This is a genomic window from Mesorhizobium sp. 131-3-5 (assembly GCF_016756575.1).
In the GTDB taxonomy this organism is placed as follows: Bacteria; Pseudomonadota; Alphaproteobacteria; order Rhizobiales; family Rhizobiaceae; genus Mesorhizobium; species Mesorhizobium jarvisii.
In genome coordinates this window covers 1417711-1441695 of the sequence record NZ_AP023254.1, presented here as the reverse complement: position 1 = coordinate 1441695, position 23985 = coordinate 1417711, and the positions used below count along the sequence as shown (strand labels likewise).

At 63.2% G+C, this 23985-nt stretch carries 23 protein-coding genes and 1 tRNA gene; 5 read left to right on the top strand and 19 right to left on the bottom strand.

Annotated elements, in window-relative coordinates; genetic code table 11:
• Nucleotides 1-7: 7 nt before the first annotated feature.
• Together JG747_RS07080 and xylF are read right to left on the bottom strand one after the other, a co-directional pair.
• Entirely contained in the window at nucleotides 8-1339 is a 1332-nt protein-coding gene (locus JG747_RS07080) for a sugar ABC transporter permease (protein WP_069090310.1), read from the bottom strand.
• Nucleotides 1340-1484: 145 nt separating this feature from the next.
• Complete coding sequence (gene xylF / locus JG747_RS07075; RefSeq protein ID WP_019861602.1) at nucleotides 1485-2525, bottom strand: D-xylose ABC transporter substrate-binding protein; 1041 nt, start codon at nucleotides 2523-2525, stop codon at nucleotides 1485-1487.
• 274 nt (nucleotides 2526-2799) lie between these two features.
• On the opposite strand from xylF, the gene JG747_RS07070 reads away from it, so the two are divergent.
• A complete protein-coding gene (locus JG747_RS07070; RefSeq protein WP_202361450.1) occupies nucleotides 2800-4050 on the top strand; it encodes an ROK family protein in 1251 nt (416 codons plus the stop codon).
• A gap of 12 nt (nucleotides 4051-4062) precedes the next feature.
• On the opposite strand, the gene phoB is transcribed toward JG747_RS07070, so the two are convergent.
• The 7 genes from phoB to JG747_RS07035 all read right to left on the bottom strand — a co-directional run bounded on the left by phoB (nucleotide 4063) and on the right by JG747_RS07035 (nucleotide 13962).
• Nucleotides 4063-4752: a phosphate regulon transcriptional regulator PhoB gene (phoB, locus tag JG747_RS07065; RefSeq protein ID WP_010911896.1), complete on the bottom strand. Its 690-nt coding sequence runs from the start codon at nucleotides 4750-4752 to the stop codon at nucleotides 4063-4065.
• A gap of 19 nt (nucleotides 4753-4771) precedes the next feature.
• Nucleotides 4772-5479 (bottom strand): phosphate signaling complex protein PhoU, encoded by a 708-nt coding sequence (gene phoU, locus JG747_RS07060; RefSeq protein ID WP_010911897.1) that lies wholly within the window; start codon nucleotides 5477-5479, stop codon nucleotides 4772-4774.
• A 25-nt stretch (nucleotides 5480-5504) separates the two neighbouring features.
• Nucleotides 5505-6308 (bottom strand): phosphate ABC transporter ATP-binding protein PstB, encoded by an 804-nt coding sequence (pstB, locus tag JG747_RS07055; protein ID WP_020629059.1) that lies wholly within the window; start codon nucleotides 6306-6308, stop codon nucleotides 5505-5507.
• Nucleotides 6305-7156 (bottom strand): phosphate ABC transporter permease PstA, encoded by an 852-nt coding sequence (gene pstA / locus JG747_RS07050; RefSeq protein ID WP_019861605.1) that lies wholly within the window; start codon nucleotides 7154-7156, stop codon nucleotides 6305-6307. The genes pstB and pstA overlap by 4 nt, the downstream gene beginning before the upstream one ends.
• A 3-nt stretch (nucleotides 7157-7159) precedes the next feature.
• Complete coding sequence (gene pstC / locus JG747_RS07045) at nucleotides 7160-8143, bottom strand: phosphate ABC transporter permease subunit PstC (RefSeq protein ID WP_019861606.1); 984 nt, start codon at nucleotides 8141-8143, stop codon at nucleotides 7160-7162.
• Between the two features lie 66 nt (nucleotides 8144-8209).
• Nucleotides 8210-9265: a phosphate ABC transporter substrate-binding protein PstS gene (gene pstS, locus JG747_RS07040; protein WP_083246445.1), complete on the bottom strand. Its 1056-nt coding sequence runs from the start codon at nucleotides 9263-9265 to the stop codon at nucleotides 8210-8212.
• A 524-nt stretch (nucleotides 9266-9789) separates the two neighbouring features.
• Nucleotides 9790-13962, bottom strand: coding sequence for a PAS domain-containing protein (locus JG747_RS07035; RefSeq protein ID WP_202361449.1), 4173 nt, complete (start codon nucleotides 13960-13962; stop codon nucleotides 9790-9792).
• Between the two features lie 205 nt (nucleotides 13963-14167).
• Here JG747_RS07035 and JG747_RS07030 point away from each other — a divergent pair, with 205 nt between their 5' ends.
• On the top strand, nucleotides 14168-14497 hold the full coding sequence (locus JG747_RS07030; protein WP_244748343.1) for a hypothetical protein: 330 nt from the start codon (nucleotides 14168-14170) through the stop codon (nucleotides 14495-14497).
• Nucleotides 14498-14526: 29 nt separating this feature from the next.
• On the opposite strand, the gene JG747_RS07025 is transcribed toward JG747_RS07030, so the two are convergent.
• Together JG747_RS07025 and JG747_RS07020 are read right to left on the bottom strand one after the other, a co-directional pair.
• A complete protein-coding gene (locus JG747_RS07025) occupies nucleotides 14527-14763 on the bottom strand; it encodes a hypothetical protein (protein WP_019861610.1) in 237 nt (78 codons plus the stop codon).
• A 119-nt stretch (nucleotides 14764-14882) separates the two neighbouring features.
• Nucleotides 14883-15797 (bottom strand): DUF2865 domain-containing protein, encoded by a 915-nt coding sequence (locus tag JG747_RS07020; protein ID WP_202361447.1) that lies wholly within the window; start codon nucleotides 15795-15797, stop codon nucleotides 14883-14885.
• A 324-nt stretch (nucleotides 15798-16121) separates the two neighbouring features.
• Between JG747_RS07020 and JG747_RS07015 the strand changes: the two genes are divergently transcribed.
• Entirely contained in the window at nucleotides 16122-16337 is a 216-nt protein-coding gene (locus JG747_RS07015) for a hypothetical protein (RefSeq protein ID WP_019861612.1), read from the top strand.
• A 31-nt stretch (nucleotides 16338-16368) separates the two neighbouring features.
• Here the strand turns inward: JG747_RS07015 and JG747_RS07010 are convergent, their stop codons facing one another.
• From JG747_RS07010 to JG747_RS06980, 7 genes are all read right to left on the bottom strand, one after another.
• Complete coding sequence (locus JG747_RS07010; RefSeq protein ID WP_202361446.1) at nucleotides 16369-16737, bottom strand: hypothetical protein; 369 nt, start codon at nucleotides 16735-16737, stop codon at nucleotides 16369-16371.
• A 268-nt stretch (nucleotides 16738-17005) separates the two neighbouring features.
• Nucleotides 17006-17887, bottom strand: coding sequence for a glutathione S-transferase family protein (locus JG747_RS07005; protein ID WP_202361445.1), 882 nt, complete (start codon nucleotides 17885-17887; stop codon nucleotides 17006-17008).
• A gap of 28 nt (nucleotides 17888-17915) precedes the next feature.
• The gene (locus JG747_RS07000; protein ID WP_019861615.1) at nucleotides 17916-18497 is read right to left on the bottom strand and encodes a VOC family protein; all 582 of its coding nucleotides are present in this window, start codon (nucleotides 18495-18497) and stop codon (nucleotides 17916-17918) included.
• Between the two features lie 459 nt (nucleotides 18498-18956).
• Complete coding sequence (locus JG747_RS06995) at nucleotides 18957-19346, bottom strand: hypothetical protein (protein ID WP_202361444.1); 390 nt, start codon at nucleotides 19344-19346, stop codon at nucleotides 18957-18959.
• A 203-nt stretch (nucleotides 19347-19549) separates the two neighbouring features.
• Nucleotides 19550-19624, bottom strand: a tRNA-Glu gene (locus JG747_RS06990).
• A 90-nt stretch (nucleotides 19625-19714) separates the two neighbouring features.
• Nucleotides 19715-20122 carry a VOC family protein gene (locus JG747_RS06985; RefSeq protein ID WP_019861616.1) on the bottom strand — a complete coding sequence of 136 codons (408 nt, stop codon included), beginning with the start codon at nucleotides 20120-20122 and terminating at the stop codon, nucleotides 19715-19717.
• A gap of 52 nt (nucleotides 20123-20174) precedes the next feature.
• Nucleotides 20175-20576, bottom strand: a complete 402-nt coding sequence (locus tag JG747_RS06980) for a fimbrial protein (RefSeq protein ID WP_202361443.1) — start codon at nucleotides 20574-20576, stop codon at nucleotides 20175-20177.
• 25 nt (nucleotides 20577-20601) lie between these two features.
• Between JG747_RS06980 and JG747_RS06975 the strand changes: the two genes are divergently transcribed.
• A complete protein-coding gene (locus JG747_RS06975) occupies nucleotides 20602-21657 on the top strand; it encodes an RluA family pseudouridine synthase (protein ID WP_038653457.1) in 1056 nt (351 codons plus the stop codon).
• Between the two features lie 213 nt (nucleotides 21658-21870).
• Nucleotides 21871-22782, top strand: coding sequence for an RNA polymerase sigma factor RpoH (gene rpoH / locus JG747_RS06970; protein WP_019861619.1), 912 nt, complete (start codon nucleotides 21871-21873; stop codon nucleotides 22780-22782).
• Nucleotides 22783-23067: 285 nt separating this feature from the next.
• Here the strand turns inward: rpoH and JG747_RS06965 are convergent, their stop codons facing one another.
• On the bottom strand, nucleotides 23068-23928 hold the full coding sequence (locus JG747_RS06965; RefSeq protein ID WP_244748342.1) for an MBL fold metallo-hydrolase: 861 nt from the start codon (nucleotides 23926-23928) through the stop codon (nucleotides 23068-23070).
• Nucleotides 23929-23985: the final 57 nt, after the last annotated feature.

The following is a 23985-nucleotide window of genomic DNA, read 5'->3' as shown; positions in this document are numbered from 1 at the left end:
TTCTCCCCTAAACCCGCTTGCGATAGACGGTGTCGAGCCACACCGCGATGACCAGCACGGCGCCGACGACAATGCTCTGCAGCGGCGAGTCGATGCCGAGCAGCACCATGCCCGACTGCAATGACTGCATCAGAAGCGCGCCCAGCATGGCGCCCATCACGGTGCCGGAACCGCCGGCGAGCGACGTGCCGCCGATTACGGCGGCGGCGATGACCAGAAGCTCGTCCAGCGTGCCCAGCGCATTGGTCGACGCGTTGAGCCGGGCCGACGAGATCGCCGCGCTGACCGCCGCCAGCACGCCCATGATCATGAACACCTTCATGGTCACCCAGCGGGTGTTGATGCCGGCTAGTTCGGCCGCCTCCGGATTGCCGCCAATAGCGAAGACGTAGCGGCCGAAACGCGTGCGCTTGGTGATGAAGGTCATGATGATGCCGACGGCCACCGCCATCAGCACCGGTATGGCAATGCCATGCGCGATGTACAGCCCGCCTTCGGGAACGGTAATGCCGTTCTGCTGGGCATACTGGCGCACGATGCCGATCGGCCATGGATAGGAATTGGCGATCCAGACGGCGCCAAGGATAGCGGCGCAGGCAACCACGCCAAGCAAGGTCTCGGCCCAGACAGGGCGCAGCGGAAAGTGGAACCGCTTGCGCTGCGACCTGCCATTGAGCAGCATGAAGGCGACCGCCACGCAGGCGACGACACCGACGATCCAGCTGGCGGTGGCGCCGATCGAGCCGCGTGGTCCGCCGCCCATCAGCTGGAAAGTCGTGTCGAGCGGCGCGACCGTGCGCCCGCTGGTGATCAGCCATGCCATGCCGCGCCAGACCAGCAGGCCGCCCAGCGTCACGATGAAGGCCGGAACCTCCATATAGGCGATGATGAAGCCCTGGAACGCGCCGATCAGGAGACCAAGCGCCACGCCAGCCGCCAGCGCGATGATCCAGAGCCAGGGGTTTCCAAGCTGGAAACCGACGACGCGGATGAGGAATTCAGCCTGCGCCACGCCCATGATCATGCCGATCACGCCTTCGACGGATCCAACCGAGAGGTCGATGTTGCGCATGACGATGACCAGCACCATGCCGGTCGCCATGATCGCGACCGACGAGGTCTGCACCGACAGGTTCCACAGATTGCGCGGTGTCAGGAAAAGCCCGCCCGACAGGATATGGATGCCGACCCAGATGACCAGCAGTGCACCGACCATGCCGAGCATGCGCGTATCGAGCTCGGTAGCCTTGAGGAACCGTCCGACGGCGCTGAGTTCGGATGCACGCGCCTTGTCCGCTGTAGTGCTGCCGACCGGTTGATTAGAGGTCGTGTCGGTCATGCTATCCTCCCACCGGTTTACCGTCTGGCGCGGGTACCGAACATGGATGCTATTTGCTTTCCGCGGTCATTTGAAGCGGGAAGCCCCTTGAGAAACGCCGCGGCTTTTGGGCCGCGGCGTCGATATCGAACGGTATTGCGCCATTTTAGTTGCAGGCGGCGACGCTGCCGGCGGCGACACCCGCGCAGACTTCGTCCTTCTTGATCCAGCCGGCGTCGATGACGACGTTGAGATTGTCCTTGGTGATGGCCACCGGGGTCAGGAACAGCGACTTGACGGTGTTGCCGCCGGGCGTCGTGAAGTCCTTCACACCGGCGATGTCGGTCATCTTCTTGCCGTCGGCCAGCTGCGAGGCGATCTCGGCGGCGTTCTTGCCGAGTTCGCGCGCGTCCTTCCACACCGACACGGTCTGGGTGCCAAGCGCGATGCGGTTCAGCGCGGCATGGTCGCCGTCCTGACCCGAAACCGGCACGGTGCCGGCAAGACCCTGCGCCGTCAGCGCCGCGACGACGCCGCCGGCGGTGCCGTCATTGGCCGCGACGACCGCGTCGACCTTGTTGTCGTTGGCGGTCAGGAACTGCTCCATGTTCTTCTGGGCGTTGGCGGGCAGCCAGCCGTCTGTATAGGCCTCGCCGACATTCTTGATCTTGCCGCTGTCGATGGCAGCCTTGAGCACTTCCATCGAGCCCGCGAACAGGAAGTCGGCGTTCGGATCGGCGCCCGAGCCCTTGATGAAGACATAGTTGCCTTCCGGCTTGGCCTTGAACACCGCGCTGGCCTGCAAGCGACCGACTTCCTTGTTGTCGAAGGTCAGGTAGAAGACGTCCTTGTTCTCGATCAGGCGGTCATAGCCGACGACCGGAATGCCTTCGTCCAGCGCCTTCTGCACGGCCGGGCCGATGGCCGAGGCATCCTGGGCCAGGATGATCAGCGAATTGGCGCCCTGCGAGATCAGGCTCTCGACATCGGTAAGCTGCTTGCCAGGATTGGACTGCGCATCGGCGGAAATGTACTTGTCGCCGGCGGCCTCGATCGCCTTCTTCATGGCGGCCTCGTCGGTCTTCCAGCGCTCTTCCTGGAAGTTGGACCACGAAACGCCGATGACCTTGTCCTTCGCCTGCGCGACCGACGCAAGCGTCAGCGACATGGCGACACCCGCCAGGATGGCGGCTGTGAATCTCTTCATGATATTCCTCCCTGCGCCGCGTATGGCGCGACCAAACTGGCCCTAAGGCCGGCACAAAGGCCCTATTTTTTCGAGCCTCGAAAAAACACTGATCCAACACCGGAACGCTGTCAACAACGATTCTGATGGATTTTGATGTCCCTCTGAATTTTTTTCGAGCTTCGCAATAAATAAATGACAGCACAGGCCGCTTCTGCCAGTATTTGACCGTGTCGCCGGCAGCGTTCGAGGGAGGACCGGAAGAACCGCGGCGACCGGGAGGATGTGAAAAAACATGTCGGTCGGAATCCGCCACGACGATCTGCGCCGGCGCAACCGCGCGATGGTGATCGCGGCCGTGCGCCGGGCCGGCCGGCCCTCGCGCACCGAGATCGCAGCGACCACCGGCCTCAGCCATTCGACCATATCGGCGATTTCCTCCGACCTGATCGGTGAAGGCATCCTGGCCGAGGGCAAGCCGAGCGAGGCCGGCGCGCTGAAACGCGGCAGGCCGCAGGTCGGCCTCGGCCTCAATCCGGAGGCCGCGGCTGTGATGACCGTGGTGCTGTCGCTGAATTTCCTATCGGTCGCAGTCATCGACTATGCCGGCCAGGTGATATCGGAGGAACAGCGCCGGCTGGACACGCTGACCATGTCGCGCGAGGCGCTGATCGGCGAGTGCGTGGCCATAGTGCGGCGGCGCCTCGAGGATCCCGACATCGACGTACGCAGCGTCGCCCGCATCGCGCTGGCGATCCAGGGCATCACCGACACCGAGGCCCGGGCGATGCTGTGGTCGCCGATCACACCGCAGACCGACATCGCCTTCGCAGACATACTCGAAGCCGAGTTCGGTATCCCCGCCACCATGGAAAACGACTGCAACATGATGGCGGTGGCGCTGCGCTGGCGCGATCCCGAGCGCTACCGTGACGACTTCATCGCCATCCTGCTTTCGCACGGCATCGGCATGGGGCTGGTGCTGAAGGGCGAGTTGTTCACTGGCACCCATTCCTCAGGCGGCGAATTCGGCCACATGATCCACCGGCCGGGCGGCGCGCTCTGCCGCTGCGGGCGGCGCGGCTGTGTCGAGGCCTATGCCGGCAATTACGCCATCTGGCGCAACGCCAGGCAGCTCGGCGAGGACACCGAGCCGGTGGCCGATGTCAGCGACGCGCAGATGCGGGCGCTGGCCGCGACGGCACGGGAACGGGACGGGCCCGAGCGCGAAGCCTACCGCAAGGCCGGGGAGGCACTCGGCTACGGCCTCGGCAGCCTGTTTGCGCTGATCGATCCCGCGCCCGTCGCCATGGTCGGCGTCAGCGCCGCTGCCTTCGACCTGATCGAGCCGGCATTGCGCGAGGCCATCGCCCAGACCGCCGGCGGCCAGCACTCGAAATCGATCTCCTTCGACACCGAGCCGAACGAACTGCCGCTGATCCGCGAAGGCTGTGCCATGCGCGCGCTGACCTTCGTCGACCAGGAGATTTTCGCGCCCGGCGTGCAAACGAAAGCAGGCCCTGCCGCGAAGAAAAACGTCGCCTGAGTCAGGTCGTGCTCAATCCTCGCGGATCGCGTAGCCCGCCCCACGGATGGTGCGGATGACATCCGGCATGCGGCCATTGTTGACCGCCTTGCGCAACCGGCCGACATGCACGTCCACGGTGCGCTCGTCGATGTAGATCGTCTCGCCCCAGACATTGTCGAGCAGTTGGCTGCGCGAGAACACGCGCCCGGGGTGCCGCATCATGAATTCGAGCAGGCGGAATTCGGTCGGCCCGAGCCGGATCTCGCTCTTCTTGCGGTAGACCCGGTGCGATTCACGGTCGAGCACGATATCGCCGACCTTGAGCACGCTGGACAGCACTTCCGGCTTGGCGCGGCGCAGCAGCGCCTTGACGCGGGCCATGAATTCCGGCGTCGAGAACGGCTTGACCAGATAGTCGTCGGCGCCGGTGGAGAGCCCACGTACACGGTCGCTTTCCTCGCCCCGGGCGGTCAGCATGATGATCGGCAGCCGCTCGGTCTCGGGCCGCATTCGCAGGCGCCGGCAGAGTTCGATGCCGGACACCGCCGGCACCATCCAGTCGAGCACAAGGAGGTCGGGCACGTTCTCCTGCAGGCGGATTTCGGCTTCGTCGCCGCGGGTCACCACCTCGACCTGGTAACCCTCCGATTCCAGATTGTAGCGGAGGAGCACGCCGAGCGGCTCCTCGTCCTCCACCACCATGATGCGTGGTGCGATCATCGATTGATTACCCCTGCGCTCAGGCCGCCGGCGCCGACATCGCCGTCTCGTCCTGTTTTGGACGGTTGGCGGGCAGTTGAGTGCCGGTCAGGACATAGTACGCATTCTCGGCGATGTTGGTCACATGGTCGCCGATGCGTTCGAGATTCTTGGCGCAAAACAACAGATGCGTGCAAGCCGTGATGTTGCGCGGGTCTTCCATCATATAGGTCAGCAATTCGCGGAAGACGGAGGTGTATTTGACGTCGATGCGCTCGTCGTCGGCGCGCAGCTTCGCCAGTGCCGCGGCATCGCGCGCCGCATACTCCTCGATCACACCCTGCACCTGGATCAACACCAGCTGCGCCATGGCGTCGATGGAATGCGACAGGTCGCGCGGCGTGGCGCTGAGGCCGACAGTGCCGACGCGCTTGGCGATGTTCTTGGCAAGGTCGCCAATGCGTTCGAGGTCGCCGGCCATGCGGATCGAGCCGACGACATGACGCAGGTCGTCGGCCATCGGCTGGCGCTTGGCGATCAGCGTGATGGCGCGGTCGTCGAGTTCGCGCTGGCGCGCATCCATGATGGCGTCGTCGGAGACGACGCGCTGAGCGAGAGCATTGTCGGAGTTCAGCAGTGCCTTGGTGGCGCCGCCGACCATCGAGCCGGCGAGATCGCCCATGTCGCTGATCAGCCTGCTGATCTGTCCGAGATCCTCGTCGAAGGCTGCGACTGTGTGTTCGGCCATGATCCTGGTCCTCGTATGCGTGCGATCAGCCGAAGCGGCCGGTGATGTAGTCTTGCGTGCGCTTCTCGCGAGGCGACGTGAAGATCTTCTCGGTGCGGTCGAACTCGACCAGTTCGCCCAGATACATGAAGGCGGTCTGCTTCGAGACGCGCGCCGCCTGCTGCATGTTGTGGGTGACGATGACGATCGTGTAGTCGGCCTGCAACTCGTCGATCAGCTCCTCGATCTTGGCGGTCGACAGCGGGTCAAGCGCCGAGGCCGGCTCGTCGAGCAGGATCACCTCCGGCTTCACCGCCACGGTGCGGGCGATGCACAGCCGCTGCTGCTGGCCGCCCGACAGGCTGAGGCCGCTGGCATTGAGCTTGTCCTTGACCTCGGTCCACAGCGCCGCGCGCTTGAGCGCCTGCTCGACACGGCCGTCCATCTCGGCCTTGCTGATCTTCTCGTAGAGCCTGACGCCGAAAGCGATGTTCTCGTAGATCGACATCGGGAACGGCGTCGGCTTCTGGAACACCATGCCGATCTTGGTGCGCAGCAGGTTGAGATCCTGCGAACGGTCGAGGATGTTCTGGCCGTCGAGCAGCACCTGGCCCTCGGCGGTCTGCTTGGGATAAAGCTCGTAGATGCGGTTGAAGACGCGCAGCAGCGTCGACTTTCCGCAACCCGACGGGCCGATGAAGGCGGTGACGCTGCGCTCGGGCAGCGACAGCGTGATATCCTTCAGCGCCTTCGACTGGCCGTAGTAGAAGTTGAGGTTCTTGACCTCGATCTTGGCCTTGGTCACCGCCTCGGCGGCGATCGTCATGTCTGGAGACAACATCTGGCTCATTTGTCCTCTCTGCGTCCGGTCAGGCTGCGCGCAAAGATGCTGAGCGCGAGAACCGTCAATGTGATTATGAGTGCACCGGTCCAGGCCAGCTGCTGCCATTCCTCATAGGGGCTGAGAGCGAACTGGAAGATGGTGACAGGCAGGCTGGCCATCGGCGCGTTGAGATTGCTCGACCAGAACTGGTTGTTCAGCGCCGTGAAAAGAAGCGGTGCGGTCTCGCCGGAGATGCGGGCGATGGCCAGCAATATGCCGGTGACGATGCCCGAAAGCGCGGCGCGATAGGCAACCGAGCGGATGACCACCCAGCGCGGCGCGCCGATCGCGGTGCCGGCTTCGCGCAAGGCGTTGGGCACCAGGTTGAGCATGTCCTCGGTGGTGCGCACGACGACGGGGATGACCAGGATGGCGAGTGCTACGGCACCGGCGATCGCCGAGAAATGCCCCATCGGCCGCACCATAAGCTCATAGACGAACAGGCCGATGATGATCGACGGCGCCGACAGCAGGATGTCGTTGATGAAGCGCACCACCGTGGTGAGCTTCGAGAAGCGGCCATATTCGGCCATATAGGTACCGGCCAGCACGCCGATCGGCGTGCCGACGATGATGCCGATGATGGTCATCACGATGCTGCCGTAGATGGCGTTGAGCAGGCCGCCGGCGTCGCCGGGCGGCGGCGTCATTTCCGTGAAGACCGAGAGGGAGACGCCGGCCAGGCCCTTGTAGAGCAAGGCGCCAAGGATCAGCGCCAGCCAGGCAAGGCCGATGCCGGCAGAGATGACGCACAGCGTCATCATCACGCCATTCTTGCGCTTGCGGCTTTGGTGAAGCGATGCGGCGGTCGACATCGGTCAGGCTCCCGTGCGGGCGTCGATGCGCATCAGCATGTAGCGGGCGATGGCAAGGATCAGGAAGGTGATAACGAACAGGATAAGGCCGAGCGCGACCAGCGAGGAGGTGTAGAGATCGCCGACCGCTTCGGTGAATTCGTTGGCGATGGTCGCCGAGATGGTCGTTGCCGGCGCAAACAGCGACGTCGAGATGCGGTGCGCGTTGCCGATGACGAAGGTCACCGCCATCGTTTCACCGAGCGCGCGGCCGAGAGCGAGCATGATGCCGCCCATGATGCCGATGCGAGTGTAGGGAATGACGACCCGGCGCGTGACCTCCCAGGTCGTGCAGCCGATGCCATAGGCCGATTCCTTCAGCACCGACGGCACCGTATCGAAGACGTCCTTGGTGATCGAGGTGATGAACGGCAGGATCATGATGGCCAGGATCATCGCCGAGGTCAGCAGGCCGATGCCATAAGGAGGGCCCGCGAACAGGCCGTTGAGGCCGGGAATGCCGTGGAACACGCTGATGATGAAGGGCTGCACCGTCGTCTGCAGGAACGGCGCCAGCACGAACAGGCCCCAGATGCCGTAGATGATCGAAGGGATGCCGGCCAGCAGTTCAACCGCCATGCCGATCGGACGCCGCAGCGGGCGCGGGCAAAGCTCGGTGAGGAAGATGGCAATGCCGATACCGAGCGGCACGGCGATCAGGATGGCGATGGCCGAGGTAATGATGGTGCCGTAGATCGGTGCCAGGGCGCCGAACTTCTCCGTCACCGGGTTCCAGCTTTCGCTGGTCAGAAAGGAAAAGCCGAAGGTCGACAGGGCTTGCCAGGAACCGGCAAACAGCGAGATCGCAACGCCGCCGAGCAGAACCAGCACCAATATCGCGGCGGCGCGGGTTGTCGCATGGAAGATTGCGTCGGTCAGCGCGAACCGTCGAACGGTGGCATCGCGCGAACTTCTAACGGCTGGCAAGGCTTCCTGGACAGCGCTCATGTCAAGCTCGGCTCTTTCAGTTGAAGGAAAAGGAGCGCCGCGGGCGCGGCGCTCCTTTGGAGGATGTTACTCGCCAACGTAGACGGGCTTGCCGCCGGCCTGGATGTCGGCCTTCCACGAAGCCTTGATCAGGTCGACGACGCTGTCGGGGATCGAGACATAGTCGAGCGCCTTGGCGGTTTCCTTGCCGTCCTTGTAGGCCCAGGCAAAGAACTTCAGGGCTTCGCCAGTGGCAGCGGCATCATCCGGAGCCTTGTGGATCAGGACCCAGGTCGAGGCCGCGATCGGCCAGGTGGTGTCGCCGGGCTCGTTGGTGATGATGACGTTGAAGTTCTTGGCGCCCTTGAAGTCCGCATTCGAAGCGGCCGCGCCGAAGGATTCGAGCGACGGCTCGACGACCTTGCCGGCTGCATTCAGCATTTTGGAATAGGACAGGTTGTTCTGCTTGGCATAGGCATATTCGACGTAGCCGATGCCGCCGTCCGTCTGCTTGACGGTGTTGGCAACGCCTTCGCTGCCCTTGGCGCCGACGCCCGTCGGCCATTCGACGGCGGTGTCCGAACCGACCTTGTCCTTCCAGTCGGGCGAGAGCTTCACCAGATAGTTGGTGAAGTTGAAGGTGGTGCCCGAGCCGTCCGAACGATGCACGACGGCGATCGCGGTCGACGGCAGGGTGAGGCCGGGGTTCAGCGCCTTGATCGCGGCATCGTCCCAGGTGGTGATGGCGCCGAGATAGATCTGGGCGAGCGTCTTGCCGTCGAGGACGAGTTCGCCCGGCTTGACGCCGGTCAGGTTGACGATCGGCACGATGCCGCCCATCACCATCGGGAACTGCACGAGGCCGTTCTTTTCCAGATCGGCGTCGGACATCGGCTTGTCGGTGGCGCCGAAGGTCACGGTCTTGGCGATGACCTGCTTGATGCCGCCGCCCGAACCGATCGACTGATAGTTGAGGCCGATGCCGGTGTCCTTCTTGTAGGTGTCGGCCCACTTGGCGAACACCGGATAGATGAAGGTCGAACCAGCGCCGGAAAGGTCAGCTGCGATGGCTGCGGAAAGGGTGAAGGTAGACGCTGTAGCCATTGCGATCGCAACGGCCGCCGAGCGGATGAAATGTCTCATGTGGCCTGCTCCTGTTCGGAAGATGGTCTCTCGGCGCCACTGCTAACCAGCGCCCGCTGAGGCCAATAGCCTTGGATTATTACAGTCGCATGACAGTTTCGTGTCAGCCCGGTAACGCGTCGCCGGCACTGCAAAAAGCAGTCGCGTCGGATGGCCGTGGCCTGATCCGAGTTTGCGCCCGGAATCAGGGACTTGAGCCATCCACCGGCCGGAGCCGCCGCCGGATTCGACGGGGCTTTGTCGGATGAAGAAAATCCGGACGGGAGCGCGTTGCTCAAGGCCAGAGCGTGTCATGGCCGGGCCATCGCCAAAAACAGGTCCGTTGGGGTAGGTTGACGCTGTTTGTTGCCGGCGGTCGCTGCTCCCGCCCGTAACTGCAAGGGCGGAATTCGATTTTGCCATTGTCCCGGGTCGGCACCGCCTTTGGTATGGTGCGATCGCACCATAGGCATTGCACGCAGGGGTAGCAGCAGAATCCGCGATTGATTCCCTCGGCTTGGCTCTTGGAACCGGGCGACGCGCTGCTATCCCGCGTTGCGCTGGACCTGGCGCCCGGCGCCGAGCCAGCGCTCGACTTTCTCCAGCAGGGCCCTGGGGCTGATCGGCTTGGGCAGATAGTCGTCCATGCCCGCCTCCAGGCAGCGTTCGCGATCGCCCTTGAGCGCATGCGCGGTCACGCCAACGATCGGCACATGCATGCCTGTTTCCTGCTCCAGCTGGCGGATGGCGGCGGTCGCCTCGAGCCCGCTCATCTCCGGCATCGAGACATCCATCAGGATCATGCACGGATTGAGCTTGCCGAATGCGTCGAGCGCCTTACGGCCATTGCCGACGATCTCGAAACTATGGCCGGTCTCGGCAAGGATCTGGGTGAAGACCATCTGGTTCACCTCATTGTCCTCGGCCACCAGTATGTCCAGCCTGTGTCCATCACCGCCAGTGGCGGGCAGCCGGGGCCGAACCGGCGGCGGCTGCAATTGCGCGCGTTGTTCGGACAGCGCCAGCGGCTGCGGCTGGGGAGCATCAGGCCTTTCGGCTGCAAGCGGCTGGATGGCCTGGCTGTCCGTGGCGTGGCGATGGCGCTGGATGGTCGCCACCAGCGTCTCCAGGAGCACCGAGGAGCGTGCCGGCTTGATCAGCTGGGCATCGATGCCGAGATCGCGGTAGCTCGTGTTGGCGAGCGACTGGTCGACCGAGGTAAGCATGATGATGGGCGTGTCGGCGAGGCCTTCGGTGCTGCGCACGATGCGCGCCATTTCGGCGCCGCTCATCTCGGGCATCTGGTAGTCGAGCACGACGCAATCCACACGCACGCCATAGGCGGCGGCCGCGATCAGCACCTTGAGGCCCTCCGCGCCGCTTTCGGCCGCGCAGGAATCGAACGTCCACGAAGTCATCTGCTCGGTCAGGATGGCCCGGTTGACGGCATTGTCGTCGACAATCAGCACGCGTGCGCCCGTCACGTCCACCGGCATGATGCGCTGCCCGCTCTGTCCGGCCCTGGGCAGCGTCACGGTGAACCAGAAGGTCGAGCCCTTGCCCTCGGCGCTCTCGACGCCGATGGTGCCGCCCATCAGTTCGACCAGCCGTGAGGTGATGGCAAGGCCAAGCCCGGTGCCCTCATGCCGCCGTGTCGAGGAGGTGTCGACCTGGCTGAATTTTTCGAACACCAGCTTCAGTTTTTCCTCGGGGATGCCGATCCCGGTGTCGGTGACCGAGATCGTCAGCCTGGTTCCGGTCGGAATCCTCTCACCGGTCACGTCGACCAGCACATGGCCTTCGTCGGTGAATTTCACCGCATTGCCGACCAGGTTGGTGACGATCTGCCGGATGCGGCCGACATCGCCGACGAACAGGTTTTCGAGCCTCGGCTCGACACGCACGATGAGTTCGAGATCCTTTTCCTTGGCGCGTGTCGACACCAGCGTCGCCACGTCCTCGATCGCCTCGGCAAGGTTGAAGGGCGCCGGATCGAGCACCATCTGGCCGGCATCGATCTTGGAAAAATCCAGGATGTCGTTGATGATGGTCAACAGCGCGTTGCCCGACTTGACGATGATGTCGGTGAACGTCTTCTGCTTGGGATCGAGATTGGATTTGGCCAGAAGTTCCGCCATGCCCAGCACACCGTTCATCGGCGTGCGGATCTCATGGCTCATATTGGCGAGGAATTCCGACTTGGCGCGGTCGGCGAGCACGGCACGCTGGCGCGCCTCGCTGAGCTCCGCCTCGCGCATCTTCAGTTCCGTGATGTCGGTGGTCGATCCGATCAGGTAGAGCGAACCGTCCGACGCGATCATTGCACCCTTGCGCGCGAACTGATGCCTGACGGTGCCGTCGGCAAGCCGCACCGTCTCCTCGACCTCCTGGGTGTCGCCGGTGCGCAGCACGGCCAGATCGCCGGCCACGAAAGCCTCGCCGTCCTCCCCGAAAATCTCGATGTCGGTCTTGCCGATCGCGTCTTCCCTGCTGAGGCCGGTCAGATCGCACCAGCCCTTGTTGACATAGAACTGCCTGAGATCGGAACGCTTGGCGTAGATCGACACCGGTACATTGTCGATCAGGCTGCGGAACACCTCGTTCTCGCGCATGCTCTCTTCCAGAGCCTTCTCGCGCGCCTTGACGTCGGTGATGTCGGTGCTGGAGCCGACCAGATGCACCGATCCGTCGGTCGCCACCAGGCGGCTCTTGCGCGTCATCAACTGTCGCACGGTGCCGTCACGATGGGTGACGGGCTCTTCGACCTCGAGGCCCTTGCCGGTTACGACGACCTCGGTGTCGTCATTGCTGTAGCTTTCCGCGTCTTGTGTGCCGAACAGCTCACGGTCGGTCCGGCCGATGACGTCTTCCTTGGCGATGCCTGTCAGCGCGCACCAGGCCTTGTTGACGAATTCGATGCTCAGGTCCTGCGCCTTGATGAAGGCGGCCACCGGCAACTCGTCCATGACGTGGCGGAAGAGATCGATCTGGCGCATCGAGTCGCGCAGCGCCGCCTCGCGGCTCTTGATGTCGGTGATGTCGACGCGCACGCCGATGAACGTTCCGTCATCGGTGCGCATGTCATAGACTTGGTACCAGCGCCCATCGGCATTGAGGCGCTCGTAGGAAGAATTCGGCAGGTGGTAGCGGGCCAGTATGCCGTCGAGCCAGCGTTCGGGTTCGACCCCGTACAGCTTGTCGATCTCGGCATCGCCGCTCGAGCGGAAATAGCCGATCGACTGACCGAATTCCAACGCCTCGCGGAAGCTGCAGCCAAGCTGCCAGAAGGGCTTCAGCGCCGGCAGCGTGTCCTGCAGCTTGCGGTTGGCGAAGACGAACTTGTCGTCGCGGTCGTAGATGATGACGCCGGCCGGCAGCGATTCCAGCACGCTGGCGAGGTGCTTGCGCGCATCTTGTGCCTCGGTCTCGCGCCCCTTCATGTCGGTGACGTCGACATAGGAGATGAGCCGCTTGCCGCCGTGCAGCGGCGCCAGCGATGCGACAAGTGTGCGCCCGTCATTGTGCGGCAATTGTCTTGAGCCGGCGACACCGGCCCTGATTTCGGCTTCGCGCTCGGCGGTATGGCGTTGCCAGGCGACGTCATCGGCGCCGTAAGGATCAATGGCGCGGCTGGCTTCCATGAGTTCGCGAAAGGCCGAGCCGATCCCGGCGCGGCCTGGATCGATCCTCCAGAAGTCATAGAAGGCGCGATTGATGACTTCGGCGCGCATATCGGCATCCAGCACGAGAACACCGATCGGCATCTCATCGACCATGGTGCGGAGATTGACGAAGGTCTCGGCGATTTTGGCGTTGGCGCCTTCGATCTCGGCATCGCGACGCTTTAGTTCGGTGACCTCATAGTAGGTCAAGAGCCGCTTGCCGCCGGACAGCGCCGTCACCGAGAACATCATCGTCCTGCCGCTGGCATGGACAAATTCGCGAGGCGCGACGGAGCCGGCGCGAATCTCCTCGATACGGCTGGCGAGGTAGCGCTGCCACTGCTGTTCGTCGATATCGCCATAGATGCCGTTGCGGCGGTTCAGTTCCATCAACTGGCTGAACGGAGCGCCAACGGTCACAGCGCCGTCCGGAATGCTGGACAGGTCGCGATAGGCCTTGTTGACGATCAGCGTGTCGAGCTTGCCATCGAGCAGCACGACGCCCATGTGCATGGCGTCCATCGTCCGTTCGAGATCGGCAAGATGCCGGTCGGGATCGCTGCCCGACAACGGGTTTTGCTCCATGGTTTCGAAGGCGCCGGCCAGTGCGGTGACGTTGCGGCCTATGCCGCGGTAGCCGGCGAATTTTCCTTCGTTGTCGAACCGCGGGAAGCCTGACGTCAGCACCCAGCGGCAGTCGGCGCCGCCACCCTTCAGTTCATAGACGAAGTCGCGGAACGGCCGGCGCGCCTGCAGATCCTCCAGATGCGCCGTGGCGCTGTGATTACCCTTCAGGACCTGGTTGAGGAAATCGAAGCGGAACCGGCCCAGCACATCAGCCGGATCGATGCCTGTGGCCGCCTGGTAGGTGGGTGAGAGCCAGGAGAAGCGCAGTTCGGCGTCGGTCTCCCAGACCCAGTCCGAGCCTGCCTCGAGCAGTTGGCGAAGCGCGTCGGGCGAATCCATGTCCGCGCATAGCGGCGCGTCGCCGCGATGCACCGGCTTTTCAGGCCTACGCTTGCCGCGCGCGCCGGTTGCTTCGTCCGCTTCCGCCATCCTGTCCCCACCCGAAAATCAAGGCCGAACCCTCCCTCCGCGGTTCGTCGGCGGAATGTGCCCGAGAAGCATTAACGATCCGCTAACCTTAACGGCGCAACCGGCATGCTCTTTCTGCGTTAATCCGTCGGGTTGTCGGGCGGGCCAAGCCCGCGTTATAAGCCGCGCAGGGGTGTTGCTAATGTATCGACGGATAGGGCCTTTCTTGCTGGGCGTAGCGCTGCTTTTCGGCAGCGGCTGTGCGCGCAGCTATGACGGCACGGTCATCATCCCGCGGCCGCTCGACGCCAGGCGCTTCTGGGACCGGCCGCCACCCAATGTCGACTACGTGCCGCCGGCCGACAACGGCGCCTTTCCGGCGTCGCCGCAGCCGCCCGGACAGTTTGCCGAACGCAGGGTTTCGAAACCTGCCGGGCACAGACGGCATCAGACGCGATATTCACCGCCGCCTCCCCCGCCGCCAGGCCCGGAAAAGCAACTGGCATGCAGGAACGTGAGCGCACTAGGCGAGCGCGTTCGCATGGTCTGCGAATAGGCTCAATTCGGGGAGAGTTCCCCGCAGCCTTACAGCGATGCCGCGCCCTTCCTCGGTTCCTTCGCGCCAAGCTTGTCGAGCGCAAGGCGAACCTGGCGCAGATCGTCCTGCCAGCCGTCATCATCACCCATGGAACTCTCCGACGCGGCTCGTTGCAGGCCGCGGGCCTCGGATTCGATCTCGCGCAGTTCCGCGACCTTCTCGTCATGGGTCAGGGAGCCGTTTTCGACGATCTCCAGAACCCGCATTTCCCTGAATGTAGCCATGGCGTTTCTCCCGGCTGTTGTCGATCACAACGCCGTGAGCGCCCCTCCGTTCCAGACGAGTCCCATAGCCGGCTTCATCATGACGGCACGCTGCAGGCGGTTATTCCAGAGAGGAGAGGTCATTCAGCCGGAAAGAAGGCCGGGCCGACCACACGCACCGGCCGCGTACCGGCTTCGATCGACTGCAACTGAGCGGCCCCAGAGGCCTCGGTGCCGGATTGCGGGATTGCCGCGACACTGTCGAAATCCGGCTTAGGCTGCGGCAACGGAATGATGGCATTGGTCATGTTTGTGGGCGTCACCGTCCTTGCCCTCAATTCGGCTACCCGCCGGTAATAGCGCTTGACGTCGCAGGCCTTGAAATTGGCATCGTCACGGTAGCGAAAAGCCGAAGGCAGTTCGATATAGGGTTTGCGCGTATCGAGCGCGACCATCTTTTCGGTTTCCAGACTGGCGTCGCTGAGCGTGTAGAGATCGACGGCCGGGTCATCGCAGATGTAACGGCACTGATCGGCCGTGTCCCTGACATCGTCGCTGCCGGCGAATTGCGATTTGGGCGCGGGAAAAAAGTATCCATCCGACAGGCGCACGCAAAACAGCATCGTATTGCCGGCATATGTTGGCCCCGCCGCTGCCTGCGCGGATTGGCTCCTCGGCGCCTGGCGCTGCTCCTTTGCCCCGCAGCCAAGCGCCGCGAGGCGTGCCTGCAGGCCTGAAAGGTCCCGGCCGGAATCGGACGCGGCGGCCATCCGGCGCTGCACTTCCGTCCGGTTTCTGCCAAGGTCGGCGCATGCATTGAAGAAGCCACCCGCGGCACTTTGCGCCGTGCACCGGCGCTGCCTCTCCAGGCCCTGGATCGCCGCAAGCTGACGGCGCAACTGCGCCAGTTCGGGGCTCACGCCGCTGCTGCGGCCGCCAGAAAGCAACTGACTTCTGATCGCGCTGCAACTATCCGCGTAGGAAGACGTCGTGCCGAGCACAAGGGCGGCCACCGTCACCAGCGCGATCATCATGAGAAGCCAGAAACGGATCATCGGGACGACATGGTCCTTGCTGCTGATAGCCTGGAATCACATTCTTTCGACTTGGATAAGCTTCAGATAAATGAGCAATACCTAATAATTGAAGCTTTCATGATCGAAAAGACTTTCATTTAGTGTAGTAGAATGGCTCCTGTAAATTCGATATTACATTTTTATTTCAAGATTGAGACGAACCACAAAACCAAGCAGCCATGCCGGCGACTATCGGAATCACCGGGGCGTGGCTCTCGGGGCGAACGATCAATCCGACGTTACCGACGCTTGACGCTGAAACCTTTGCCTGACTGCCGCGTTGAAGGCATAGGGAGAACGCAGATGTCGATCCACTTCACGGTGTCGGAACTGACAAGAAACCTTTTTCATTCTCTCGGGCTGGATCACGAGCGCGCGCCACGACCGCTCAATCCCGAGGAAAGCCTGTTGCTTGAGTGCTATCTGGCCGGGCACATCCCGGAATCGGCCTGGAGCGACTATGTCTTCGAGACCCCGGATCTGGCCCGGCATGCCAAGGCGCGGCGCCTGAGCCACTGAGCAATTGGCTCCGAAGCGGCGGCGCCAGCCGCTATTTCTTTGGGGAAACCAGTTGCAACGTGAAGACGTTGCCACCAATGCCTTGCGCCAAAGCCGGTGACAAACTCCGAGGCGTGCAATTCTTGACGGCGGCGATGGCCGCGTCGATGAACGCCTTTCGCGCCTTGTCATCGCCGGCCACTTTGGCGGCGGTCGGCCGCGGCGGACCGATCAGCGAGCCGTCGCGCTTAAAGCTGAAACTCAAGGTTACGGTCGAATTTCCGGCATCCGCCGGCGGCGTCCAGCAGGCCTGGATCGCATCCCCGACATCATCCATCGTATTGAGCACTGCTGCCTCAGACGGGAGGAGCGTCCCGGCCAGCATTCCACCGGCGACCGTCAGCATTGCCACGCATTTCATCGCAAGCCCTCATCTCACTCCAGGCCGGCGTTCCAAGCCGGATCCGCTGAACGGAATGTTAGAGGCAACGTCGGCGATGACAATATCCGACGCGAAAAGTTGATGCTCCGGCATTGCCTTGTCACCGTCGCGCGATGTCCCGGCATCGGGTCCGAAAAAGCAAAAAGGCCGGCACTGAGCCGACCTTTCCTTACACCGATATGCGCCAGTACATCCGTGGTCGCGCGGTGAATTCCCGCCAGTAGACAGGGCTTTGGTTAACGAATCCTTAAGCTGAAGCCTTCGCCTGCGACCGCACATAGGCGATATAGCCGCGCACGTCGCCGGCCGGCTCGGCATAGGCCTTGCCGAGCTTCTTCTCGATGGCCGCCATGTACTCCTGCGCCCATTTGGGCAGCGGATAGTCGATGACCGCCAGGAATTCGAGCGTCGCCGCCAGCCTTATGTCGGCGATCGACGGGTTCGCGCCGCCGATGAACGGCTTGCCGTCCCTGAAGAAGCTATGGAAGACCTCCAGCGGCTCGGCGATCGCCGCCATCGCGGCCTTCTGTGCTTCCGACTTCTTGTCGGGATGGGCATCGCTGTGGCCGACCTCGCCGGCATATTGCGGGAAACCCAGCGCCGGATAGGTGGCGCGCGCCACATAGGGGTAGAGCGTACCGATCAGATAGAACATGGCGCTGTCGATCATCGCCCGCTTGGCCGGCGCCTTGGGATAGAATTTCTCCAGCCCGTGCTTGTTGGCGAGATACTGCATGATGGCGCAGCTTTCCCAGAGCACGCCCCTGGGCAACCCCTTGTCCTCGATCATCGGCGTCAGATGCGCCGGATTGCGCGCCAGATATTCGGGCGAACGCGTGTGGCCCCAGGCGTCGGTCTCGGCGGCGTCGAACCCGGCCGCGCGAGCAAACACCCGCACTGTCATGTTGTTGACGCTCGGCTTCAGCATGCTGAGCTTCAACGCCGGCTTTTTCGCCGACTTGGCCTTGGCGGTCTTGGGCGCCGGCTTTTGCGCCGCCGGTCTTGCTGCGGCTTTCGCGGCCACCTTCGGTGCGGCCTTTGCGGCTGCCTTTACTGCCGGCTTCGCGGCTGCTTTTGCCTTTGCCTTGGCAGCCGATTTCCCAGCACTCTTGGTCACTGTCTTTGCCATGTTTGTCCTCCCTTTGTTTTGTTGGCCGTCAGTATGGATTCTTCGGCGCCCGGTCGTCCGACAAGGTCGCACGGGAGCTCTCGACAAGCGCCTGGATCGCGTCCGCAAGATGCACCTCGGCGATATTGTAGTCGCCGCGCCCGACACGCAGCCTGTGCGCCTGCATCAGCACATCGGCATGGGTGAAACCCGCCGGCGGCTCGAAGCGGTAGGAAGCGAGTTCGATCAGCAGGCCGAGTGGATCCTCGAAATAGATCGAATCCATGAAGCCGCGATCCTTGACGCCGCTGTGCTTGATGCCGCGCTCGTCGAGCCGGGCGACCGCCTGCAGGAAGGTGACCCGCGACACCGCGAACGCGATGTGGTGGACGCAGCCCGGATCGGTCGGCGTGCGTCGCTTCTGCGGCACGCGGCTCTCATCGGTGAAGATGGTGATCAGCCGGCCGTCGCCCGGATCGAAATAGAGATGGCTCTCGCTGGCCTTGTCGAGGTTGGGCTGCTCGAAGATGAAAGGCATGCCGAGCACGCCTTCCCAGAAATCGATCGAGGTCTGGCGCCCGGCGCCGACCAGCGTGATGTGGTGGACGCCTTGCGCTTGCAGTTTCTGCATTGGCCTTCTCCCCGCGGCATCGATTGGTCGTCAGGATCTGCCTGGCACCCGGCGTTCTGCGCGCCGTTTGAACCGTGCCTCTAAGATCCATCACCTGATGCTAATGCAATCGGCCTCGCCGCGCCAGAAGCGGCAAGTCCCATCTTTGCAGGACGGTGAAACCGCTCCTGGCCGCAAAGCTGCGTCCTCGAATATTGTGCAGGCCATCTAATTCGTAGAAAGAATGGCCTTGAAATGTGGAAAGGGTTGTTTCCTTCATTTATTCGAGCGATGCGGCATCTCTTCGTGTGGACTACATTGAAGATGATCCTACGGGTCAATGAGTAGTCCGAAGCTAGTCCCCTTTGCGGCTACTCCAAGGGCCCCGCTTGACTCCCGGTCGGCGGGGCTTTTCCGTGCAGTCGACACGACAACCTTACGGCGCATAGCCGATGGTCGACCGGCCCGGCATTGCGCCGATCAAAAATTGAAGACGTGCGAAGCGATCAGCCCGGCCAGCAGCACGCCCGCAAGGAGAGCGATGATCGAGGCGAGGAACCAGCGCAGCGTGACCTGATAGACCGGCTCGTCGTCGTCGCGCGGGAGCAGCGAACGCCACAGTGCGACGAGTTGGAGGACGATGGACAGCGCGAGCAGCAGCGTCGCCAGGATCGAGGCCGTCGTCCATCCGCCATCAGCTTCGAAATTCCAATACCGCAGGAAAAGAAGCGAAAACCCGAGCAACACGGTGATCGCGGAGATCACACCCTGTCGGTAGCCGACGGGCAAGGGAACTCTACGCGCCTCAATCGCCTGCAAACCCCGCTCGTTGGTCTCATCGGGGTCCTGACCCTTGGGTGTGTCGATCATGAAGGCAACATCTATTTTGACAGGCCCCTGGAAGTCGGCGCAGGTCTTGGTCGATCGATACGACTGGGCCTGCGGGCTGTCATCATCATCCCTGTACCTTCCTCGCGCAAGGTGAGCGATGCCATTGACAGTCAGCGTCCGGTCAGGCGCATGCTCGGCGGGAGCCGAGCCATAAAAGTTGCCAATGTAGCCAGAAGGAAGCTTGGTACGCCCAAGGGGAATCGAACCCCTGTTCCCGCCGTGAGAGGGCGGTGTCCTGACCGCTAGACGATGGGCGCGCTCAAGAACCGGCGATATAGGCTGACGGCTGGGAAAAAGCAACTGGGGTTGGCCAGCTTTACCACATCGAAGAAAAGCTGGCCGCAAGCCTAGCGTTTCGGTTCGATCAGGTCCCAGAGATTGCCGTGCAGATCGGCGAAAACCGCGACCGTGCCATAGGGTTCGAAACGCGGCGCCTCGCGGAATTCGACACCGTTGTCCAGCATCGCCGCATGGTCGCGCGCAAAGTCGTCGGTTTCGAGGAACAGGAAGACCCGGCCGCCTGTCTGGTTGCCGATACTTTTCCTTTGCGCCTCGTCGGACGCCTCCGCCAGCAGCAGCCTGGCGCCCTGCCCGTTGGCCGGCGCGACCGTGACCCAGCGCTTGCCGCCGCCGAGATCGACGTCCTCGAGGAGCAGGAAACCCAACCGCCCGACATACCAGGCGATCGCCTCGTCATAATTGGCGACGACCAGCGCCACGGTCGCGACACGACGATGTCCGGCGAAGCCTGTCATGACTGAGGCCTGTTCATTTCTGCGGCAAACTTGCTTGTTGCATTGCCGCCGGTCATTTGCTGCGAATTGCGAACTGCCCAATCAGGCGGCGCTCGGCGATATCATAGATGAAGATCGCACGGCCGCCGTCGGCAAGCTCGGCGTCGATGGAGATGCGATTGCCGGACAGCGACTGGCTGACCACTTTCGCCCCGACCGGCAGCACGATGTCGCCACTGAGCGGCTCGTCGGCCGGCACCTGGATGTCACCGGCCAGCGGCGGGCTTGCCGGCGGTGCCTTGCGGGCTTTGTAGACAATCGCCGCGATCACCACCATAAGAGCCAGCAACAGCAGGCCGAGATTGATGGCCATGAAGCGGACGAGCTTGCCACGCATCTTTTCGACCTCGGGGTCGAGTGGCTTTTCCCCGCCTTTGGCAGCAAAAGAGTCTTCGTCGGCATCGGGCCGGGCCATGGCAAATATTCCGGAACGGTTTTCGATGAGCGCTCATAACGAAGAGGCCCCCGAATTGATAGAGGATCGATTCATCGCGGCCGAACCGACGGTGCTGGTGGTGGGCGCGGATGCGGCCGGCCAGCGCCTCGACCAATGGCTGGCGGCCAGCCTCGGCCCTGATATGTCGCGCAGCCGCGTGCAGATGCTGATCAGGCAAGGCGCTGTGAGCATCGACGGCAAGCCGGCCGACGAGACCAAGCGCAAGATGATCGCGGGCGAAAGCGTGTCGGTCGCCATGCCGGAACCGGAGCCGGCCGCGCCGCAGGGCGAGGCCATCGCGCTCGACGTGCTCTATGAGGACGACGCGCTGATCGTCATCAACAAGCCGGCGGGGCTGGTCGTGCACCCCGGCGCCGGCAACTGGACCGGCACGCTGGTCAACGCTCTGATCCATCACTGCGGCGACAGCCTGTCTGGCATTGGCGGGGTGCGCCGGCCGGGCATCGTCCACCGCCTCGACAAGGAGACCAGCGGCGTCATGGTGGTGGCCAAGACCGACCGCGCCCACAAGGCGCTGTCGGAGGCCTTCGCCGATCACGGCCGGACCGGCGATCTCGAACGCGCCTATCTGGCGCTGGTCTGGGGCATACCGCAGCGGCCGACCGGAACGGTCGACGCGCCGCTTGGCCGCGCCGCCGACCGGGTGCGCCGCGCCGTGGTGCCGGAAGGCCGCGACGATGCCCGCCATGCCGTCACCCACTTTGCCGTTCAGGAGCGTTTCGGCGAAAAACAGCAGGAATTCGCCACCGCCAGCCTGGTCGAATGCCGGCTGGAAACCGGCCGGACCCACCAGATCCGTGTCCATATGGCCCATATCGGCCACCCGGTCATCGGCGACCCCGACTACGGCCAGGCCTTCCGCACCAAGGCCAACCGGCTGCCGGAACCCCTGAAAAGTCAGGTCAACGCATTTTCACGGCAAGCTTTGCATGCCTGGCTCCTTGCATTTCGCCATCCCGATACCCATCTACTGGTGAGGTTCGAGGCGCCGATCCCGGGGGACATGGAGGAACTCGTCAGCGGCTTTCGCAATCTCTAAACCCCGCCTTCAACAAGCTCGAAACCAGCCATCAAAAAACCTGACTGGCATTGTTCACTTCAGCGTGACACACTGTTTCGTGTTGAACAAATGCCTGTCTTTTCTGGTTTTGTTCCTATATAAGACCTTATGCCGCGAGCGAGCCTTTTGGTGTTCGCGTCACATGCCCGCCGCGTTTCGGGGGCATCACTCCAATAGAGAGGGGGCGCTATCATGGCCCAGTCACTACCTAGTATTGTTTCCGGCGAAGGCGGCCTCAGCCGCTACCTGGAAGAAATCCGCCGCTTTCCCATGCTTCAGCCGCAGGAAGAGTACATGCTCGCCAAGCGTTATGCCGAGCATGAAGACACGTCCGCCGCGCACAAGCTCGTCACCAGCCATTTGCGGCTCGTCGCCAAGATCGCCATGGGCTATCGCGGCTACGGCCTGCCGATCGGCGAGGTGATCTCGGAAGGCAATGTCGGCCTGATGCAGGCCGTCAAGAAATTCGAACCCGAGCGCGGTTTCCGCCTCGCGACCTACGCCATGTGGTGGATCAAGGCCTCGATCCAGGAGTATATCCTGCGCTCGTGGAGCCTGGTCAAGATGGGCACGACCGCCAACCAGAAGCGTCTGTTCTTCAACCTGCGCAAGGTGAAGGGCAAGATCCAGGCGCTGGATGACGGTGACCTCAAGCCCGACCAGATCGCCGAGATCGCCACGCGGCTGAACGTTTCCGAAGCCGAGGTGGTGTCGATGAACCGCCGCCTGTCCGGTGATGCTTCGCTCAACGCGCCGATCCGGGCGACGGAAGGTGAGTCCGGCGAATGGCAGGACTGGCTGGTCGACGACCACGAAAGCCAGGAAGAGATGCTGATCGAGCAGGACGAGCTGGAAAACCGGCGCGGCATGCTGTCGGGCGCTCTTGCCGTGCTCAACGAGCGCGAGCGGCGCATATTCGAGGCCCGTCGCCTCGCCGAGGAGCCGCTGACGCTGGAAGAGCTGTCGGCCGAGTTCGACATCAGCCGCGAGCGCGTGCGCCAGATCGAGGTGCGCGCCTTCGAGAAGGTGCAGGATGCCGTCAAGGCCGCCGCCAAGCGCCAGACCCAGGCACTGCGCACCATCGAGGCTCAGCCGGCGGCTTAAGCCCAGCTTCGGCGACAAAACATCAAGGCGGCGTCAGGAAACTGACGCCGTTTTTTGTGACGCCAGCGATTTGGCGAAACCGGCGCAGCCGACATTTCTCCCCGTCACTATACAGGGAGAAATGTCCGGCGGGACAATGAGGGGCAGCGCCGGGATTGCGGGTTTACAGCCACAGAGCCAGCGGCGCGATCATAACGGACGTTGGCGCCGCCCCTCATCCGGCTGCCGCCACCTTCTCCCCGTATAATGACGGGGAGAAGGGACTACCCGCGCGGCGCATCACTTTCACAGCGCATCCAGCGGAAACTTCAGATACCGTCGGCCATTGGCTTCCGGCTCCGGCAGCCGGCCGCCATTCATGTTGACCTGCAGCGCGTGCAGGATCAGCCGCGGCATCGGCAATGTTCTGTCGCGAGCCTCGCGCAGCGCCACGAATTCGGCCTCGCTGTGCGCGGCGACAAGATGGATGTTCTTGGCCTTCTGCAGGCCAACCGTGCTCTCCCACAAGGGCTCGCGGCCACCGGCCTGATAGTCATGGCCGACGAAGACGCGCGTCTCATCGGGCAGCGCCAGTATGTCCTGGATCGAGCGCCACAGCCGCGCGGCACTGCCGCCGGGGAAATCAGCTCGCGCCGTGCCGCTGTCGGGCATGAACAGCGTGTCGTGCACGAAGGCGGCGTCGCCAGCCACATAGGTGATCGAGGCCAGCGTATGTCCCGGCGAGAACAGCACATGGACCGGTAGGCTGCCGATCCGAAACGTCTCGCCTTCCCTGAACAGCCTGTCCCACTGCGAACCGTCGGCGGGAAAATCCGGCCAGTTGTAGATCGCCTTCCACAGGTTCTGGACGTCGACGATCCTGTTACCGATCGCCGTCCGCGCCCCGGTCTTGCGTTTCAGATAGTGCGCGGCCGAGAAATGATCGGCATGCGGATGGGTGTCGAGGATCCACTCGGGCTCCAGCCCGTTCTCCCCGACGAAATCGAGCAGGGCATCCGCGCTCTTCGTACCCGTCGCGCCGGATTTCTCGTCGAAGTCGAGGATCGGATCGATGATGGCGCATCGCCTTGTCGCCGGATCGGTGACGACATACTGAATGGCACCGGTCGGCTTGTCGTAAAAGCCCCTGACCTCAGGTTTTGCCAAAGCCAAGTCCAAACCGAACTCCCCAACCCAGCCAGCAGGAACGTTTTTCTCCGCCAG